Source organism: Bradyrhizobium sp. Y36 (assembly GCF_002531575.1).
GTDB lineage: Bacteria > Pseudomonadota > Alphaproteobacteria > Rhizobiales > Xanthobacteraceae > Bradyrhizobium.
Genome location: NZ_NWTI01000011.1, coordinates 114,607 through 130,898, shown reverse-complemented (window position 1 = coordinate 130,898; position 16,292 = coordinate 114,607). Strand labels below are relative to the sequence as shown.

The 16,292-nt window shown below is 65.5% G+C and carries 16 protein-coding genes; 6 read left to right on the top strand and 10 right to left on the bottom strand.

Translation table 11 applies throughout. The features are described from left to right. Window positions 1-93 precede the first annotated feature (93 nt). Window positions 94-1,788: a GGDEF domain-containing phosphodiesterase gene (locus CO669_RS19600; RefSeq protein ID WP_198964113.1), complete on the bottom strand. Its 1,695-nt coding sequence runs from the start codon at window positions 1,786-1,788 to the stop codon at window positions 94-96. Between the two features lie 218 nt (window positions 1,789-2,006). Between CO669_RS19600 and CO669_RS19595 the strand changes: the two genes are divergently transcribed. Next, window positions 2,007-2,267, top strand: coding sequence for a hypothetical protein (locus CO669_RS19595; RefSeq protein WP_097661640.1), 261 nt, complete (start codon window positions 2,007-2,009; stop codon window positions 2,265-2,267). 6 nt (window positions 2,268-2,273) lie between these two features. Here CO669_RS19595 and CO669_RS19590 read toward each other — a convergent pair whose 3' ends face one another. The 3 genes from CO669_RS19590 to mtgA form a co-directional block, all read right to left on the bottom strand. After that, complete coding sequence (locus CO669_RS19590; protein ID WP_198964112.1) at window positions 2,274-2,927, bottom strand: hypothetical protein; 654 nt, start codon at window positions 2,925-2,927, stop codon at window positions 2,274-2,276. A 144-nt stretch (window positions 2,928-3,071) separates the two neighbouring features. Beyond that, entirely contained in the window at window positions 3,072-3,254 is a 183-nt protein-coding gene (gene rpmF / locus CO669_RS19585) for a 50S ribosomal protein L32 (protein ID WP_007598106.1), read from the bottom strand. Between the two features lie 169 nt (window positions 3,255-3,423). Then, the gene (mtgA, locus tag CO669_RS19580; RefSeq protein WP_097661576.1) at window positions 3,424-4,098 is read right to left on the bottom strand and encodes a monofunctional biosynthetic peptidoglycan transglycosylase; all 675 of its coding nucleotides are present in this window, start codon (window positions 4,096-4,098) and stop codon (window positions 3,424-3,426) included. A 161-nt stretch (window positions 4,099-4,259) separates the two neighbouring features. Between mtgA and CO669_RS19575 the strand changes: the two genes are divergently transcribed. Further along, entirely contained in the window at window positions 4,260-5,183 is a 924-nt protein-coding gene (locus CO669_RS19575; protein ID WP_097661575.1) for a polyprenyl synthetase family protein, read from the top strand. Window positions 5,184-5,305: 122 nt separating this feature from the next. After that, window positions 5,306-5,992, top strand: coding sequence for a DUF1345 domain-containing protein (locus CO669_RS19570; RefSeq protein WP_198964111.1), 687 nt, complete (start codon window positions 5,306-5,308; stop codon window positions 5,990-5,992). A 34-nt stretch (window positions 5,993-6,026) separates the two neighbouring features. Here CO669_RS19570 and CO669_RS19565 read toward each other — a convergent pair whose 3' ends face one another. Together CO669_RS19565 and CO669_RS19560 are read right to left on the bottom strand one after the other, a co-directional pair. After that, window positions 6,027-7,844 (bottom strand): caspase family protein, encoded by a 1,818-nt coding sequence (locus tag CO669_RS19565; RefSeq protein WP_097661573.1) that lies wholly within the window; start codon window positions 7,842-7,844, stop codon window positions 6,027-6,029. Window positions 7,845-8,026: 182 nt separating this feature from the next. Beyond that, window positions 8,027-8,455, bottom strand: a complete 429-nt coding sequence (locus CO669_RS19560; RefSeq protein WP_097661572.1) for a GFA family protein — start codon at window positions 8,453-8,455, stop codon at window positions 8,027-8,029. Between the two features lie 93 nt (window positions 8,456-8,548). Here CO669_RS19560 and CO669_RS19555 point away from each other — a divergent pair, with 93 nt between their 5' ends. From CO669_RS19555 to CO669_RS19545, 3 genes are all read left to right on the top strand, one after another. Then, window positions 8,549-8,923 carry a nuclear transport factor 2 family protein gene (locus tag CO669_RS19555; protein WP_097661571.1) on the top strand — a complete coding sequence of 125 codons (375 nt, stop codon included), beginning with the start codon at window positions 8,549-8,551 and terminating at the stop codon, window positions 8,921-8,923. Window positions 8,924-9,138: 215 nt separating this feature from the next. After that, complete coding sequence (gene bla / locus CO669_RS19550; RefSeq protein ID WP_097661570.1) at window positions 9,139-9,996, top strand: class A beta-lactamase; 858 nt, start codon at window positions 9,139-9,141, stop codon at window positions 9,994-9,996. Between the two features lie 48 nt (window positions 9,997-10,044). After that, window positions 10,045-11,652, top strand: coding sequence for a Na+/H+ antiporter (locus tag CO669_RS19545; RefSeq protein WP_097661569.1), 1,608 nt, complete (start codon window positions 10,045-10,047; stop codon window positions 11,650-11,652). A 28-nt stretch (window positions 11,653-11,680) separates the two neighbouring features. Here the strand turns inward: CO669_RS19545 and CO669_RS19540 are convergent, their stop codons facing one another. The 4 genes from CO669_RS19540 to ispG form a co-directional block, all read right to left on the bottom strand. Then, entirely contained in the window at window positions 11,681-12,493 is an 813-nt protein-coding gene (locus CO669_RS19540) for an N-acetylmuramoyl-L-alanine amidase (RefSeq protein ID WP_198964110.1), read from the bottom strand. Window positions 12,494-12,496: 3 nt separating this feature from the next. Next, window positions 12,497-13,834, bottom strand: coding sequence for a Rieske 2Fe-2S domain-containing protein (locus CO669_RS19535; RefSeq protein WP_097661568.1), 1,338 nt, complete (start codon window positions 13,832-13,834; stop codon window positions 12,497-12,499). A gap of 89 nt (window positions 13,835-13,923) precedes the next feature. Then, complete coding sequence (locus CO669_RS19530) at window positions 13,924-14,820, bottom strand: TauD/TfdA dioxygenase family protein (RefSeq protein ID WP_097661567.1); 897 nt, start codon at window positions 14,818-14,820, stop codon at window positions 13,924-13,926. 188 nt (window positions 14,821-15,008) lie between these two features. Continuing rightward, the gene (ispG, locus tag CO669_RS19525) at window positions 15,009-16,292 is read right to left on the bottom strand and encodes a flavodoxin-dependent (E)-4-hydroxy-3-methylbut-2-enyl-diphosphate synthase (RefSeq protein ID WP_097661566.1); all 1,284 of its coding nucleotides are present in this window, start codon (window positions 16,290-16,292) and stop codon (window positions 15,009-15,011) included.

Here is a 16,292-nt window from a genome sequence, read left to right as displayed (position 1 = left end):
GGGTGGGCAAAGGCGCGTCAGCGCCGTGCCCACGACCTGCTTGAGTTGGAGCGAGGTCGTGGGCACGCTTCGCTTGGCCCACCCTACGGCATCTCAGCTGGCCGCAGGCAGCACAGCCTCCGGCGGCGCGCCCCATGGGCGCTCGCCTGAGGCCAGTCCGATCAGGCGGCCCTGGATGTAGTCGCAGCCCCAGTCGCGCAGCATGTTGGCGGCTTCCTCATCCTGCACCCATTCGGCCACGGTCCTGATGTCGAGGCGACGGGCGAGGTCGATCAAGGTCTGCACGAAGGCGCGGTCGTCGGCGGAATGGGTGATGTTCTGCACGAACGCACCGTCGATCTTCACGATATCCACGCCGAGCTTGCGCAGGTTTCGGAACGATGTATAGCCGGCGCCGAAATCGTCGATGGCGATGCGGCTGCCGAAATTCTTCAGCCGCGTGACGAATCCGCGCACGTCGTCGATGTCCTGAATCGCGACGGTCTCGGTGATCTCGACGATCAGCCGCTCGGCAACCCCGGGATGGGCCACCATCAGCGATTCGATTCCGGCCCACCAGTCCGGATCCATGGTCGTATCCGGCGAGATGTTGAGGCTGAGGCAGATGTCGGGCGCAGCCGCAAGCTCGGCGACCACGAGCTCAAGCACGCGATGATCGACCAGGCGGATCAGGCCGAGCCGTTCGGCGACCGGCACGATGTCGGGCGCGAGCAGCACCTGGCCGTCGCCCTGGTCCATCCGCACCAGACATTCGTGGAACGCGCGCTCGCGCGAGGCGGCGGACACCACCGGCTCGTAGGCGAGCTTGATGCGGCGCTCGTTCAGCGCGGTGACGATCTCGTCGGTGACGCGGATGTTGACGCGGCGCTGCGCGTCGCGCGCAGCGTCGGGGCGCCATGCGGCGAACGAGCCGGCGCGGCGGCGCTTGGCGGCGTCCAGCGTCTCATGAGCGCGGTTGACGGCCTCGTCGGTGTTACGGGCATAGCGCGGCAGGCTGACGGCGCCGATCGATGCGGTGACCGAGACCGGACCGGATTTGGTCGGCACCACCTCGTGGCGGATGCCGGTGAGGAAGCGCTCGGCGGCGACATTCATGTCGTCGACGGTGCAGTTCTTCAGGATCAGGCCGAACTTGTTGCCGGAAAAGCGCCCGAGCACGTCGCCGCCGCGCAGGCGCGAGCGGATACGCTTGGCGATGTCGAGGATCACCGCGTCTGCAACGTCGAAGCCGAAGGCGTCGTTGACACGCGCGAGGTGATCGATGCCGACCAGCATGAAGGCGGCGGTCGAGCGGAAGCGGGAGGTCTCCTCGATCGCCTCGGCCAGCGCCGCGATCAGGTGAGAGCGGTTGAGCTCGCCGGTCAGCGGATCGAGCCGGGCCAGCTTGGTCAGTTCCTCGTCGCGGGCATGGCGCTCATTGTTGATGCGGACCGAGCCGATCGCACGCACCGGGCGGCCGTCGGCACCCGCGAACCAGCGGCCGGTCTCCTCGATCCAGATCACGGGATCGGCGGCGCTCATGCGGACGCCGTACTCGACGCGATAGGGCGTGCCGTCGGCGCCATGCACGGCATAAGTCTGCGCCAGCACGGCGGTCCGCAGCGACGGCGAGGGCTCGATCAGCTTGGCGAATTCGGCGCCGGTCGCCAGCCGCTCGGCGGGAATGCCCGGGAAGACGCTCGCGGCCTGGTCACTCCAAACGATGGCATCGCTGGCGATGTCCCAGGCGAACACGGCCTGACCGAGCGCGGCCAGAATGTCGGAGGCTTGCGGCAATGCAGGGGTCAAAATCGCCTCGTTTCGGGACAGCGGGGAGTCCTGAGTCGGCACAGGATACGGCCAGATTCGCCTTCGACCCTAGGCAAAGTTCATAAACAATTTGGAAACCACGTTCCCGAGAGGTCCAGGAACGATTACGCTCGGCCGGCATGGACCTTGCGAGACATCACATGCAATGGCGCCCATGTCCCGAAACGCGCCAGTTCGAGCGGATGAACGGTGTTGTGATGGTGCATGCGGATGGATCGACAGAGATGGAGCGGCAAGCCGGCACGGCCCTCGTGCCGCTGATGCCGACATTGCAGTGGGTCCACAAGGCACCGCTGTCGCGCCCCGATCCCAGCTTCGTCACACAGTTGATCGCCAATGCCGAGCACGCACCCCAGACCAGCCGGCTGCGGCGCGCCTCTTCCGAGGATGCGATGACGGCCTATGGCAGCAAGCGCCCGCTGCAAAGCGTCAGCGCGCGGACACGGCAGGTGGCTTGACGCTGGTCAGCGCGGCGGCGTGTCGGACGACGGCGGCGTGCCGTTACCCGGCTGAAGCTGCGGCGAGGGAATTTCCGGCGACGTCGCGCCCTGCAAGGGCTTGGGCGCAGGATGATCCATCAGCACGGATTCCGCGACGGATTGCGCCGAGGGCGCTGGAGGCTCGACCGCTGCCGGCTGTGGCGCAATCACCGGCTCGAACTTGCGCTCGGACGCCGCATCCTCCGCCGGCGCCTCGGCCTGGCGCTTGGCCTTGCGCGGCGCCGGCACCGTCGTTTCCGCGACGTAGGTGACGCGGCGGCGCGTGCGCTGGGCAATGCCGCCGAGGAAATCCGCCATCGCGAGCAGCACCAGCAGGAAATAGGTCGAGTTGCCGAATTTGGGCCACATCACGAATTCGGCGGCCGCTCCGCCGAACAGGATCAGCGACAGCAGGTGATCCATCAGGAATTTCGATCCGGGCCGCGCGCCCTTGACCACTTCGAGCAGCAGCAGCACGACGCCCAGCGCGAGCAGGAGATCGGCGAGCGTAACCGGCCAGGCCTCGCCCGTGATCATCGGCACCCTGAACAGCACGTCCGTAAAGGAGACGGTCGGCATCAGGAAGGCGATGATGTTGTACACCGCGAGCGGAATCAAAAGCAGCGGAAAACCGACCATCGGCAAAACGCCTTCTCGATCATGATATCCGGACAGGACAATGCGGCGGCGAAGCATTCGCTCCGCCGCCGTCACCGTCTATCTCATGGGTGGGCCGAAATCAGGCAGGCGAAATCATCCTGCCCGAAGAAAGGTCCTGAGAGCTCAGGACTCTTTCTTCTTCAGGACCTGACGGCCCTTGTACATGCCGGTCTTGAGGTCGAGATGATGCGGACGACGGAGCTCGCCGGAGTCCTTGTCTTCCACATAGGTCGGCTTCTTGATGGCGTCAGCCGAGCGGCGCATGCCACGGCGCGACGGCGAGGTTTTTCTTCTCGGAACGGCCATTTCAATATCCTCTAGGGATTGGTGTCATCAGGGCATCGTCCACGAAGGGACGGCTCAGCACCCGCAAAACGAGGCGAGCTGAATGCCGATCAAGGCCGGGCTTATAGAGGAAGGCTGGCCGTAAAGCTAGGCTCTTGGGCCGGAAAATACGCCCGGAATGGGCCCAAAATCAGCGATTTTCCGGCCAGCAGGTCGCAAGCGCGCTTGCCTGTCCCCGCGCCATATAGGTGGCCGCGAGCCGCCGGACACCCGGGCCGGGGGTTTTGGCGCTGCGTTTGACCGGATTCGGCAGGATCGAGGCCAGAAGAGCCGCCTCCCGGGGCGAAAGGTCCTCCGCCGACTTGCCGAACGCATAGGCGCTGCCGGCCTCGACGCCAAACTGGCCCCGGGGACCGAACTCGGCGATGTTGAGGTAAATCTCCAGGATCCGCGGCTTGGGCAGGACGAGATCGATCCAGAGAGCCAGCGGAAATTCGAGCGCCTTGCGGACAAAATCCCGGCCCTGCCAGAGGAACAGGTTTTTCGCGACCTGCTGGGTGATCGTGGAGGCGCCCCGGAACGGCGTACCGTCTTCCTTCGCGTCGTCGATCGCCTCGCGCAGCGCACCCCAATCGATGCCGTGATGCTTGCAGAAATGGGCGTCCTCGGCTGCGATCACCGATCGCGGCAGCGAGGGCGACATCGCCGCCAGATCGATCCACTCCCGCTGCATCGGCGCGCCGCGAAGCGAGCGCCAGGCCATCAACGTCGAAACGGGATGGCCGATGCGGTAGAACGGCGCGATCACATAGGGCGCAAGCAGCGCAACCGCGAGCATCAGGAGAAGGATTTTGACGATGCGCAAATCGACCTTTCCGGCGCAAAATGAAACGCGGCCACGGATCCTGCCATTAAGTCTGTGATAATTCGGGCCTTTTCCAGCACTTTTTAGGCCTTCCAAACGATTGACTGAGGCGGGCTCATAAAGGATTGTCCCGCCGAATTTTAGTTCTGGAGCCTTTCTTGATGACCGGCACGTCCCCGTCCGATTTCGCCAAACGTCTGGACAAGACCGCTGATGACACCGAGGCCCTGCTCGGGCGCCTGCTGTCGGACGACATCCTGCACGATGAGATCGCCCGGCCCAAGCGGCTGATGGACGCAATGCGCTATTCGAGCCTGAACGGCGGCAAGCGCCTGCGGCCGTTCCTGGTGGTCGAAAGCGCAGCCGTGTTCGGCGTGCCGCGCGAAGCAGCCCTGCTGGTGGGCGCCGCGCTGGAATGCATCCACTGCTATTCGCTGATCCATGACGATCTGCCGGCGATGGACAATTCGGACCTGCGCCGCGGCCGCCCCACCCTGCACAAGCAGACCGACGACGCCACCGCGATCCTCGCCGGCGACGGCCTGTTGACGCTCGCCTTCGACATCGTCACCCGCGACGAGATCCATCGCGACGCCAATGTACGGCTGCTGCTGACGCGCGCCCTGGCGCGCTGCGCCGGCATCGGCGGCATGGTCGGCGGCCAGATCCTCGACCTCGCCGGTGAAGGCCGTTTCGGCGGCAACGAGCCGATCGACGTCGCCCGCATCCAGCAGATGAAGACCGGCGCGCTGCTGCGCTACGGCTGCATCGCCGGTGCGATCCTCGGCCAGGCCTCGGAAAAGGAATATCAGGCACTCGACGATTACGGCCGCGCGCTCGGCGAAGCCTTCCAGATCGCCGACGATCTGCTCGACGTCGAGGGCGATGCGGCCGCGCTCGGCAAGCCCGCCGGCGCCGATGCCGTGCTCGGCAAGACCACTTTCGTCACCCAGCTCGGCATCGAAGGCGCCAGGCAGCGCGTTCGCGACCTGCTCGCGCGCGCCGACAGCGCCGTCTCGATCTTCGGCGATCGCGCCGCCGTGCTGCAGGCCGCCGCGCGCTTCGTGGCCGAGCGGAAGAGCTGACGAAAACCTAGCTTCGCCTCTCACCGTCCTCGCGGAGGCTCCCCTCGCCCCGCCCCTCTCCCCGAAAGCGGGGTGAGGGAGCAGATCGCCGCCGCTGCAACTGTGAGAGAGCCATCACCATCATGGCGACTGAGAAGGAAGATCCCGCCCTCGTCCGCTTCCGCCAGATGTCGCGGCCCATGCGGCTGATTTATGCGCGGCCACGGACGTTCATATCGCTTGGTATCGGCGTCCTCGTCGGCCTGCTCCTGCCGGGATCACCCCGGCTGACAACGCGGCTCGTGCTCGGTTGGGACGCGCTGATCGCGGCCTATCTCGTGCTGGTCTATGCGATGATGCTTTGCAATGACCACCAGCACATCCGCCGCAGTGCCGCGATGCAGGACGACGGCCGCTTCGTGATCCTGCTGGTCACGGCGATCGGCGCGTTTGCGAGCATCGCAGCGATCGTCGCCGAACTCGGCGTCCATCGCGGCGCCACGGAACTCTCGATCGCGATCACCACCATCGCGCTGTCCTGGGCCGCCGTGCACACCACCTTCGCGCTGCATTACGCCCATGATTACTACCGCAACGCCAAGCCCGGCGGCCTGCAATTCCCGAGCGGCGACAAGGAAGATCACGCCGACTACTGGGACTTCGTCTATTTCTCGTTCGTGATCGGCATGACCGCGCAGGTTTCCGATGTCGGCATCACCGACAGGACCATTCGCCGCACGGCCACGGCGCACGGGATCGTCTCGTTCATCTACAACACGGCCTTGCTGGCCCTGACGGTCAACATCGCCGCGAGCGCCATCTCGAACTGACATCGTCCCGGCATTGCCGGGACGACTTGACGCATCAGTTGCAGACCTCGGCATTGGCGTCGTTGGCGGGACCGCCACCGCCGCGATATTCGAGATGGCAACCACGGCTGACCGGGCGGCAGCCGGTGCTGTTGCAGAACATCTGGCCGCCACCCGAGGGACGGCTGGCACCAGCTGCAGCGGCAATGCCCGCCGCAGCGCCGTAGCCTCCGGCTGCCGCGCCCCCGGCCTGTCGACGCTGCCGCGCGGGACGTTCGTCACCGTCGTCGCGCTTCGCCGTAGCAGGCTTGGCCGGCTTCGCGGCGCGCTGCTTTTCGCACTCATTGTCGTCATTGACCGCATAGCCCTCACGGCAGACGATCTTGGTGCACTTGTCGCCGTCGGCCTTGAAGCCGTGCTCGCAAACCAGCGGACAAACTCGCGCCGGCTTGGCCTTGACCGCATCGAGCGCGTCGGTGCTCGCGACCTTCACGTCGAGCTTGGTGCCGGCATAGCGGTTGAACTGCGACAGTGAGCGTTGCGAGGAGGTGCTCCAATTGCCGTCGGCCTGCCCTGAAAAACATCCGACCCGGCCAAGCTCGGTCTGCACCGAGCGGCTGAGATCGGCGGGCGCGGCTGCCGGCGTCAGCGATGCAACGTTGGTGCCGGCCGGGCTCGCGGTGCTGGCCGGTGCGGCGCTCGGCGCGGCCGCCGCGAGATTGATGCGCTGCTGCTCGGCGGCGGCCGCCTGCTGCTGCGCCTGTTCTTTCGCCTTCTGCGCGGCGAGCTGGGCCTGCTCGGCGGCCCTTGCATCGGCGGCAGCTTTGGCCTGCGCGTCCTTCTGGGCGCCGAGAGCGGCGAGACGGTCGCGCTCGGCCTCGGCCTGCTTTGCCTTCTCGATTGCGGCCGCATGGGCCTGCTCGGCCTGGATCTTGTCGATCTGGAGCTTGGCGAGGTTGGCATAGAAGCCGTCGGGATGCTGGGCGAGGAAAGCTTCCCACGCCGGCTTGTTGCCGACCTGGAGCGCGAGCTCGTAGTCGCGGCGCATGTCGGCCTGCCGGTTCACCACAGGCGCTGCCGGCGCGGCAGCCGCCACCTTGACCGGAACCAGCGGCACATCCTCGCCACCGAGCGAGCCGTAGACGAACGGTTCCTGCTTGTTGCCGGTCGATTTGAGCACGTCGTCGCGCACGTAGCCGAAGGCACGGCGGACATCGAGACCCGGCGTCGTCAAATGCCGCGACAGCGCGACCGTAAAGGGGCTGTTGGCGCCGTCGCCGTCCTGTGCCGTGAAGCCTGCCTTCGCCGAATAGGCGATCAGCGTGTTGGGGCTGGTCGGCTCGACCTGGGCAAGGCCCCGGCCGATGCCGCGCGAGGCCACCGTGCGCTTCATGGTTTTGCCGAACGGATTGTCACGGCAGGCATCCAGGATCACCAGACGAAGCTGCTTGGCCGGTTCGACGGCGACGAGGACGCGGTCGAGCGAAAGCGCCTCATCATAAACGTCGGTGTCGCGCTCGAGCTTGGCGTCGACAGGAATCAGATAATTCGAGCCCTCAACCTCGATGCCGTGACCGGCATAGTAGACCACGGCGATGTCGGCCGTGCGGGTCGTATCGGCAAAATCGCGCAGCACGCGCCGGGTATCTTGGGCCGACAGGTCCTGCCGATAATCGACGACGTCGAAACCGGCCTCCTTCAGCGTTTTCGCCATCACCGCACCGTCATTGACGGGGTTGGCGAGCGACGGCGCGTGCCGGTAGGCCGAGTTGGCAAGCACCAGCGCGACGCGGTTGCCCGCGAAAGCGGGACCAGAGCCGAACAGCAGCGCTGCGGCGAGGAGAAGCTGGCAAAGTCCGAGCAGTTTGCGCATGACACAACTTCCGAAGTTCGGGACGTTCGAGCCCCTTTGGAACTGCTTTAGCAGGATCTGGTGGCGGCGCTTGTGATGGAGGTCACGAAGGCCGCGCCGACAGCAATCCGAAAGCCCCTCTTCGTTTGTCGCGCCAGCGCGGTCGCGGTTCGCGGCCGGGCGGGCGGATCGACCGAGTTTCCTTAGCCATCGCCGATATGCCCCCGATATTGCGGCAGATCGTCTGTAATTTCGTGCCAGGGCGCCTTCGAGGCCACGAAAATATGGGCGCTGGGCCGGATCGAAGGGGCATCGACCAGGGTTCCCATGGCGACGTGGACCCATTGTCCTTCGCGCACCCGGGAATAGAGCAGCGAGCCACATCGCCCACAATGGGCGTCATGGGTGGTGTCGTCGCCGAAAATGAGCCGCTGGTCGCCGCCGCTGACGATGCGGAGCTTGTCCTGCGCGATGCCGGCGAACGGCTTGAAGGCCGAGCCGGTGGTCCGGCGACAGTTCGAACAATGGCAGTTCATCGCATAGGAGAACGCGTCGGCCACCTCGAACCTGATGGTGCGGCAGTAGCATTCGCCGATCAGGATACGAGCATTCGATTTTTCTGATCCGGTCATGGCATGCCCTGGCGCAAATGGCTGACACACCCATAGCGCATTTCGATGCGTACGACTAAGTTCGCCCCAAGCCATCATGCAAAAGGATGACCCATGAGCCAGAACCGGTCGAGCGTCGAATCCGTCGTGCAATCCTATTTCGACGGCCTTTACGAGGGCGACGCCGAGAAACTCGGCGCCATCTTCCATCCCTCCGCGGATCTGCGCTGGGTCGAGAAGGGCGAATTGCAGGTCCTGACCGTGCCCGACTGGCTCGACCGTGTGCGCAAGCGTCCCTCCGGCAAGGCCGAAGGCAAGCCGCGCGAGGATTTCATCGTCACCATCGACCGCTCGGACGACAAGACCGCCTTCATCAAGGTGCGATGCCAGCTGCCGCCACGCTATTTCACCGACTATCTGGTGGCGATGAAGCTCGCCGACGGCTGGCAGATCGTGTCGAAATCGTATCGTTATGATTTGAGGGATTGAGGGGCGGCAAGGCCTTCCACTGTCCGAGTTGGGAGGCACTCTCGTCTTCTCTTCGTCAGAACGAGCCCAACTCTCGCCACACGTCATTGCAAGGAGCTCTTGCGACGAAGCCATCCAGAATTCCTCCGCTGGAGAGATTCTGGGTTGCTTGGCTGCGCTCGCAATGACAGCGCAAATAGCGCGTCCATTCACCCCACCTCCCCTGAAAGCCTCCCATGCCTCTCGACCGCCGCTCTCTGCTCGCCTCACTCGCCTGGATGGCCGCGTCTCCGGCGCTTGCCGCGGAGGCGCCGCCCGAACTCGAATCCTACGAGCGCGAAAGCGGCGGACGGATCGGCGTTTACGCGGAGAACCTTGCGACCGGCAAGAAGCTCGCCTGGCGCGCCGACGAGCGCTTCGTGATGTGCTCGACCTTCAAGGCCTCGCTCGCGGCCTGCGTGCTGGCGCGGGTCGATCGCGGCGAAGAGCAGCTCGCGGCGATGATTCCTTACGGCAAGGCCGACCTGCTGGAATATGCACCGGTCGCCAAGCAGAATCTCGCGGCGGGTGCGATGTCGGTCACCGACATGTGCAAGGCGATCGTCGAGCTCAGCGACAACACCTGTGCCAACCTGCTGCTGGCGCGGATCGGCGGTCCCGCCGCGCTCACCGCGTTCTGGCGGTCGCTCGGCGACACCCTTTCGCGGCTCGACCACAACGAGCCCGAGCTCAACCGCTCGCCGCCCGGCGATCCCCGGGACACCACGACGCCGATGGCGATGGCGGGAAATTTGCGGCGCCTGGTGCTCGGCGAGGCGCTGACGCCGGCCTCGCGCAGCCTGCTCACGGAGTGGATGGTGAACTGCAAGACCGGCGCGAACCGGCTGCGCGGCGGCCTCCCCGCAAGCTGGAGCATCGGCGACAAGACCGGCAACAACGGCAAGGATGCCTCAGGCGATATCGCGGTTGTCTGGTCCAAGCCCGAGACGCCGATCCTGGTCACGGCCTATACCCAGGGCGGTACGCCGAATGCGGCGCAGATCGAAGCCGCATTCGCGCGCATCGGGCGCATGGTGGCCGAGCGGCTGGCGTGAGCCGCGCGCATTGACGCAGCACTCGCTTCCGGGTCAAGACAGACCGCCATGGAAGCGAAATTTCAGACCTTTCTCATCCTGCTCGCCGTGCTGGCGGGCACCGCGCTTGCCGCGCGCCGCTTCAACATCGCGCCCGCCATCCTGCTGATGCTGGCCGGCGTCGGCCTCGCCTTCGTGCCGGGCATGCCGCCGGTGGAATTGCCGCCGGAACTGGTGCTGCTGATGGTGCTGCCGCCGCTGATCTATTCGGCCAGCGTCGCCATGAGCTGGCGCGAGTTCAGGAATAATTTGCGCCCGATCGTGCTGCTCGCGGTCGGTGCGGTGATCTTCACCGCGGCGCTGGTGGCGGCCGCCACGCACTACATGATCGGCCTGCCCTGGACCATCGGCTTCCTGCTCGGGGCCATCGTCGCACCGCCCGACGTGGTGGCACCGCTCGCGATCGCGCGCCGGCTCAACATGCCGCGGCGGCTCCTGGTCATCCTCGAGGGCGAAGGGCTCGCCAATGACGCCACGGCGCTGATCCTCTATCGCTTCGCGCTGGCCGCGATCATGGTCGGACATTTCTCGCTGCCGCTCGCGGCCGGCGAGTTCCTCCTCATCGTCGCCAGCGAGATCGCCTTCGGCATCGGCGTCGGCTGGCTCTCCCTTCGCTTCCGCAAATGGTCCGGGGATCCGCAGGTCGAGCTGACGCTGTCGCTGATCACGCCCTACGTCTCCTACTGGCTGCCCGAACATGTCGGCGGCTCCGGCGTGATCGCGACCGTCGCCTGCGGGCTCTATGTGAGCTGGAACGGCCCGCTGCTGATCTCCTCGGCGACGCGACTGCAAGGCATCTTCTTCTGGGACCTCGTGATTTATCTGATCGAAGGCGTGCTGTTCCTGCTCACCGGCTTTCAGATGCGCGCGCTCTACGAGAAATCGAAGACGTTCCCGCTCGACGACATCCTGATCGCGACCGCGCTGGTGCTGGTGATCATCGTGATCGCGCGTTTCGCCTGGCTGTATCCCGCAACCTATCTGCCGCGAATGCTCAGCAAATCGCTGCGCCGGCGCGATCCGTCGCCGCCCTGGCAATGGCCGTTCGTGCTCGCCTTCACCGGCGTGCGCGGCGCGGTGTCGCTCGCGGCCGCGCTGGCGCTGCCGTTCACGCTGCCCGATGGCGACGCCTTCCCGTACCGCGACCTGATCCTGTTCGTGGCCTTCGGGGTCATCTTCGTGACGCTGATCGGCGTCGGCCTCACGCTGCCGCCGGTGGTGCGCTGGCTCGGTGTCGCACAGGCCGGCCGCAACGAGCATGTCGCCGAGCATGAGGCCGAGATCACGGCACGGCGTCAGGCGCTCGATGCCGCGTTGAAATCGCTCGACGCACTGACCGAGGAGAAGGAAATCTCCGACGAGGTGATGCGGCTGCTGCGTGCGCGTCACGAGATCCGGGTCACTCAGCTGCCTGATTCACTCGACCCTACGCACCACGACGTCTCCGCCGCCGGCACTGCGCTGACCCGGGACCTGATCGCCGCCGAACGAAAATTCATCCACAACCTCCTGCGCGACGGCCAGATCACCGACGAGACGCGGCGCCGGATCGAGCGCGATCTGGATCTGGAGGAGGCGAGCCTGGCGAACCGGGAGTACAGGGGTGTGCCGCTGTAGCTTCGCCGGATCGAACCGACGAAGCAAACTACCGCCTCTCGCAAAATTCCCTCATCGCAGCCGCAACGGCCCCCGCGACCGCGTCCTGCCGCTCCGGCGAGTTCATCGCCATCTCCTCGTCGCGGTTGATGATGGAGCCGGCTTCGAGCAACACGGCGGCGCCTCTGGTCCGCGACAGCACGACGAGCCCATCATAGCGGTAGACGCCGACATCCTTGTCGAGCAGTTGGCGGCGGTAGCGGCCCATCACCGGCAAGGTATACTGGCTGGCATAGTGCAGGCCCTGCTCTTTCAACTGCCGGCCGATCATCCGTGCCAGCATCAGGCTGGTGGTGAAGTGCGGGTTCTGCTGCGACACGAACAATGAGTGGCCCGAAAAGCGATCGCTGAAATTGCTGTTCGCGCCATCGAATTCCCAGGTGTCGAGCAATTTGTCCGGCACCGAATCGTGGTGAACCGAGAGGAAGAGATCCGCCCGGCCGTCATTGGCGGCGCTGACCCGCTTGAACAGGCTCGGCCGCGCCTTGCCGTCCGTGACGAGCAGGCGGGTTGCCGCAAAACCTTCGGACTTGAGCTTTGCCGTGATGCGTCTTGCAAGCACGAAATTGAAGCCGAACTCCGGGTCATTGCGCGCGCTGAGCGCGCCGTAGGACTCGGGCGTGTGGCCGACGTCGACGACGATCCGGAATTTCGGCATCTCGCACTTGGCGGGCGCTTGCGCCTGCTTCGGTCCGGTCTTCGCGATTTTTCGCACGGCGGCCTCGCTGCGGCCGGCCGGCGCAAGCGATGACAACAGGATCGCGGCGACCAGTCCGGCGACGATGCTGCGCGCTTGCCCCACGCGTTACTCCGCTGCTGCGATCTGCGGGCGGCCGACAAAGCCCGCGACGTCGCCAAACCGTTCCAGCATCACGGCCGGCAGATCCTTGGCTTTGCTGGTGACGCAGGCGCCGGAGCGCACCGCACAGCGATCCTGACGCGCGGCCTGCGGCGGCGGCTCGCCCCGCTGCAGCGCGCGTGCCAGATCCATCACGACTTTGCGGAAATGCATGATGCCGAGATCGGTCGGGCCGAGATGCTCGCGGGTGCGGTCGGCGATCGGACCCTGGCTGTCCTGCACGGCGGCGTCCTGCTCGGACACGCCCTTGATGCCGGTGTAGCTCCGGGTCTTCTGCAGCTTGCGGTCGATCAGATAGTCGTTGCCCTTATGGCGCAGCGGCACGTAATTGTCGTCGACCTCCGCGATCACGCCGTTGCCGCGGTCATAGGCGTCGCGCTCGGCTTGCGTCAGCGGCCGCTCCGGATTCCAGGCATAGGTGTAGATCCAGCAATTGGTGTCGGTGACGGGCACGAAGGTCTGGCCAAAAATGTTCTCGCCCGGCATCGCGCTCGGCGCATAAGCATGAAACGGCATCAGGAACTGCGCGATGCGCCAATAGATGTTGTCGCCGCCCGTGAGCCGGCCGCCAGCGATGGTCAGCCCCGCCTCGTGCGGAGCGACCTTGATCACCGGGCGCGGGTCCTCGGCGATCCAGCGCATGTGATCGCTCGACATGCGCGCGATCGGATTCACAAAGTGCTTCTTGATATCAAGGATCTCGTTCTCCTCCTTGTCGAAGGACAGATGGGCGAAGGTGAAATGCGCGGTGTCGATCGAGCCTTCCAGCGCCTGCACCCAGTTGCAGTCCTGCCATTTCTTGCTGACGTAGCGGTGCGAGGCCGGGAGCAGCGCCATTTCGAGATCGGGCAGCTCGGGCATCGAGTCCGCCGGCCCCATATAGGCCCAGATCATCTCGCCCCATTCGCGCACCGGATAGGATTTGATGCGGATGAGATCCTTGGCGTTGAGATCGGGATAGGAGGTCGGCATGTCCACGCAAGCCCCGTCGGTATCGAACTTCCAGCCGTGATAGACGCAGCGGATGCCGCACTCCTCGTTGCGGCCAAGCCAGAGATTGGCGCCGCGATGCGGGCAATATTGGTCGATGACACCGACCACGCCACGGGAGTCACGGAAGGCGAGCAGTTCCTCGCCGAGAACGACGATCTTCTTGGGCTCGCCGTCGGGCTCGGGGAGCTCTTCCGAGAGGAGCACCGGAATCCAGAAGCGGCGCAGCAATTCGCCCATGCCCGTTCCGGGGCCGGACTCGGTCAGGAATTTATTGTCCTCTGCGTGAAGCATGGAAAATCCTCCCGATTTGTTTTCGGGAAGATTGGCGCCGGAGCGCGGAGACGTCAACGCAAGAACGGCTCACGCTACGGCATTGTCGCCTACACAGGCCTTTCCCCCTTCACCGTCACGCGCGTGCCCGAGCGGGTGTGCGGCCAGTAGTCCCACATCGCGCGGTGCTGGGTGCAGCGGTTGTCCCAGAAGGCGATGGCGTTCTCGGTCCAGCGGAAGCGGCATTGGAACAGCGGATTCTCGGCGTGCTGGTAGAGATAGGCCAGCATCGCGTCGCTCTCGTCGCGCGGGATGCCGTTGATGTGGCGGGTGAAGCCGCGGTTGACGTAGAGCGCTTTCTTGCCGGTGACCGGATGGGTGCGCACCACGGGGTGCTCCGCGTTCGGGTAGCTCGGCCTGTCGGCGACGCCGTAATTGGCATAGAGCCCGCGATAGATCGGCTCGCCGTCGTGCAGGGCGGTCAGCCCGTCGAGATAGGCCTTCATCCGATCCGACAGCGCCTCATAGGCCGCATACATGTTGGCGAACAGCGTGTCGCCGCCGCGCGGCGGGCACTGCTTGATGTAGAGGATCGAGCCCATCGGAGGTTCGAGGTCGCAGGACACGTCGGAATGCCAGCCCTCGCCGTTCGCCCGCGGCGAATTCTTGTCGGCGTAGATCTTCATCAAGGCCGGGTCTTCATCCTCGTGGGGAGCCGCGGGATGGAAATGCAGCTCGCCGAACTTGCGGCCGAAGGCCAGATGCTGCCTTGGCGTGATGCTCTGGTCGCGGAAGAAGATGACGAGGTTCTCGGCGAGCGCGCGGTGGATCTCGTCCATCTGCCGGTTGGAGCGCGCATCGTCGGAGACGAGCTTGCCGATATCGACGCCGGAGATTTCCGCGCCGATGATCGGCGTGAGCTTTTCGACCGCGATCGTCTCGTAAGGCGCGCCGTCTTCCGCGGCGTGGCGGTAGCGCGGGCCCTGCTTGCCGGCGAGTGAGCTCATGGCGTGTCTCCCGAACATTCTTGATTGGGAGGCATCGTAGCCCGGATGGCGCGAAGCGCAATCCGGGAACGGTGGTCTTGCGCGGACAGAACCCCGGATTTTCGCTGTGCTCCATCCGGGCTACGCACGCAAGAAATAAGGCGGGCTCGCATCGCGAACCCGCCTTACGATTCCAAATTCCGGGCGGCTTACTCCGCTGCGGTCACCGGCACCTTGGCGCCCTGGCCGTAACGCTGCTCGATATAGTCGATCACCAGCGCCTTGAAGTCGGCGGAGATGGTCGGGCCGCGCAGCGTGCGGAACTTCTTGCCGTCGACGAACACGGGCGCGGCCGGTGCTTCGCCGGTGCCGGGCAAGGAGATGCCGATATTGGCGTGCTTGGATTCGCCGGGGCCGTTGACGATGCAGCCCATCACCGCGACGTTGAGCTCTTCGACGCCAGGATATTTCGTCTTCCAGGTCGGCATCTCGTCGCGGATGAAATCCTGGATCGAGCGCGCCAGCTCCTGGAACGTGGTCGAGGTGGTACGGCCGCAGCCGGGGCATGCCGCAACCAGCGGCACGAAGGTGCGGAAGCCCATGGTCTGCAGCAGCTCCTGGCCGACCTGCACTTCGCGGGTGCGGTCGCCGCCGGGCTCCGGCGTCAGCGAGATGCGGATGGTGTCGCCGATGCCTTGCTGCAGGAGGATGCCGAGCGCGGCGGAGGACGCGACAATGCCCTTGGTGCCCATGCCGGCCTCGGTGAGGCCGAGATGGATGGCGTAATCGGAACGGCTGGCGAGGTCCTGATAGACCGCGATCAGATCCTGCACCGCCGAGACCTTCGCCGACAGGATGATGCGATCCTTGGGCATGCCGAGCTCTTCGGCGCGCGCGGCCGACAGCAGCGCGGACTGCACCATGGCCTCGCGCGTCACCGCGCGCACGTCGCGCGGATTGGCGGATGCGGCGTTCTCGTCCATCAGCTTGGTCAGGAGTTCCTGGTCGAGCGAACCCCAATTGGCGCCGATGCGGACCGGCTTGTTGTTCTTGTTGGCGATCTCGATGATGTCGCCGAACTGGGTGTCGCGCTTGTCCTTGAAGCCGACATTGCCGGGATTGATGCGGTACTTGGCGAGCGCCTCGGCGCAGGCCGGATAGGCCGCGAGCAGCTTGTGGCCGATATAGTGGAAGTCGCCGATCAGCGGCGTCGTGATACCGCGCTTGGCGAGGCCGTCGCGAATGTGCGGCACGGCCGCCGCGGCTTCCTCGCGGTCCACGGTGATACGGACCATTTCGGAGCCGGCGCGCGCGAGCGCTGCGACCTGGGCAATGGTACCGTCGATGTCGGCGGTGTCGGTGTTGGTCATCGACTGCACGACGATCGGCGCGCCGCCGCCGACGGCGACGTCGCCGACCTTGACCTGGGTGGTACGATGACGCGGTGCGGGCCCCGCGATGTCGGAATCGATGGATGTTTCGGGCTTGTTCAT

Excerpts from the sequence above, each read along its gene's own strand:
- CO669_RS19595 (WP_097661640.1), top strand. The coding sequence starts at position 2,007 with ATGGTGCATGCGGATGGATCGACAGAGATGGAGCGGCAAGCCGGCACG.
- CO669_RS19590 (WP_198964112.1), bottom strand. The coding sequence starts at position 2,927 with ATGGTCGGTTTTCCGCTGCTTTTGATTCCGCTCGCGGTGTACAACATC.
- rpmF (WP_007598106.1), bottom strand. The coding sequence starts at position 3,254 with ATGGCCGTTCCGAGAAGAAAAACCTCGCCGTCGCGCCGTGGCATGCGC.
- CO669_RS19575 (WP_097661575.1), top strand. The coding sequence starts at position 4,260 with ATGACCGGCACGTCCCCGTCCGATTTCGCCAAACGTCTGGACAAGACC.
- CO669_RS19570 (WP_198964111.1), top strand. The coding sequence starts at position 5,306 with ATGGCGACTGAGAAGGAAGATCCCGCCCTCGTCCGCTTCCGCCAGATG.
- CO669_RS19565 (WP_097661573.1), bottom strand. The coding sequence starts at position 7,844 with ATGCGCAAACTGCTCGGACTTTGCCAGCTTCTCCTCGCCGCAGCGCTG.
- CO669_RS19560 (WP_097661572.1), bottom strand. The coding sequence starts at position 8,455 with ATGACCGGATCAGAAAAATCGAATGCTCGTATCCTGATCGGCGAATGC.
- CO669_RS19555 (WP_097661571.1), top strand. The coding sequence starts at position 8,549 with ATGAGCCAGAACCGGTCGAGCGTCGAATCCGTCGTGCAATCCTATTTC.
- bla (WP_097661570.1), top strand. The coding sequence starts at position 9,139 with ATGCCTCTCGACCGCCGCTCTCTGCTCGCCTCACTCGCCTGGATGGCC.
- CO669_RS19545 (WP_097661569.1), top strand. The coding sequence starts at position 10,045 with ATGGAAGCGAAATTTCAGACCTTTCTCATCCTGCTCGCCGTGCTGGCG.
- CO669_RS19535 (WP_097661568.1), bottom strand. The coding sequence starts at position 13,834 with ATGCTTCACGCAGAGGACAATAAATTCCTGACCGAGTCCGGCCCCGGA.
- CO669_RS19530 (WP_097661567.1), bottom strand. The coding sequence starts at position 14,820 with ATGAGCTCACTCGCCGGCAAGCAGGGCCCGCGCTACCGCCACGCCGCG.
- ispG (WP_097661566.1), bottom strand. The coding sequence starts at position 16,292 with ATGAACAAGCCCGAAACATCCATCGATTCCGACATCGCGGGGCCCGCA.